The organism is Solemya elarraichensis gill symbiont (genome assembly GCF_002021095.1).
Lineage (GTDB): Bacteria > Pseudomonadota > Gammaproteobacteria > Chromatiales > Chromatiaceae.
This window is the reverse complement of sequence record NZ_MPRK01000356.1, coordinates 1-1,240: the sequence shown is the minus strand read 5'-3', so window position 1 is coordinate 1,240 and position 1,240 is coordinate 1. Positions and strand designations below refer to the sequence as shown.

The following is a 1,240-nucleotide window of genomic DNA, read 5'->3' as shown; positions in this document are numbered from 1 at the left end:
ATTTAAAACAATATCCACAAATTATTCAATAAATATATAAAGCTCATTTTTTAACAAATAGGAGAAGACATGAATCAATCAGAAACTTTGTTTGCACAAGCAAAAACTGTCATTCCTGGCGGAGTGAACTCGCCAGTTAGGGCATTTAATGGCGTGGGAGGCAGTCCTATTTTCTTTACTCGCGGTGAAGGTGCTTATCTTTTTGATGAGGATGATAAAAAATATATCGACTATGTTGCTTCTTGGGGATCGATGATTTTAGGCCATACCAATCAAGCGGTTATTATTGCCGTTAAAACAACTTTGGAAAATGGTCTTGGTTTTGGTGCACCTACTCAAATTGAAACAAAACTGGCAGAAAAAGTATGCGAGTTAATGCCTTCAATTGAGTTGGTTCGTATGGTCAGTTCAGGTACAGAGGCAACTATGAGTGCCATTCGTTTGGCACGTGGTCATACGGGCAGAGATAAAATTATCAAATTTGAGGGTTGTTATCATGGCCATTCTGACTCATTACTAATTAAAGCAGGTTCTGGCGCTTTGACATTGGGTGTGCCAACCTCACCTGGCGTGCCTAAAGATTTTGCAAAACACACACTGACTTTAGAATACAATAACATTGACCAAGTATGTGAAGTGCTAAGTGAGGTGGGTGCTGAAGTAGCTTGCATTATTGTTGAACCTGTGGCAGGTAATATGAACTGCATCCCACCTATTGACGGGTTTTTGCAAGTATTGCGTGAATTATGTGATGAGTACGGAGTTATTTTAGTTTTTGATGAGGTGATGACAGGTTTTCGTGTAGCACTTGGCGGTGCACAAGCATTTTATAACGTAAAACCTGATTTAACAACATTGGGTAAGGTGATTGGCGGTGGTTTACCAGTGGGTGCGTTTGGTGGCAAGCGTGAAATTATGCAATCGATTGCGCCATTAGGGCCTGTTTATCAAGCAGGAACGCTTTCAGGAAATCCAATATCAATGTCAGCAGGTTTAGTAATGTTAAACGTATTATCAAAAGATGAGAATTTTTATACCATCTTGAATACTAAAGTTCAGAAATTGACAAAGGGTATTTTGGCTAAAGCTAAGGAAAACAATATCGGCATGACTGCTAACGTTGTGGGTGGTATGTTTGGTTTATTTTTTACCGATTCTCAATCAGTGACTAACTTTAAAGAAACTTCACAATGTAATATTGAATTGTTTAAAAAATTCTTCCACCTAATGTTGGCAGAGG

General features: G+C 38.6%; 1 protein-coding gene. It reads left to right on the top strand.

Annotation, left to right across the window (positions count from 1 at the left end; all coding sequences use genetic code 11):
* Positions 1–69: 69 nt before the first annotated feature.
* On the top strand, positions 70–1,240 hold a 1,171-nt coding region (hemL, locus tag BOW51_RS10895; protein WP_078477720.1), incomplete at its 3' end, for a glutamate-1-semialdehyde 2,1-aminomutase.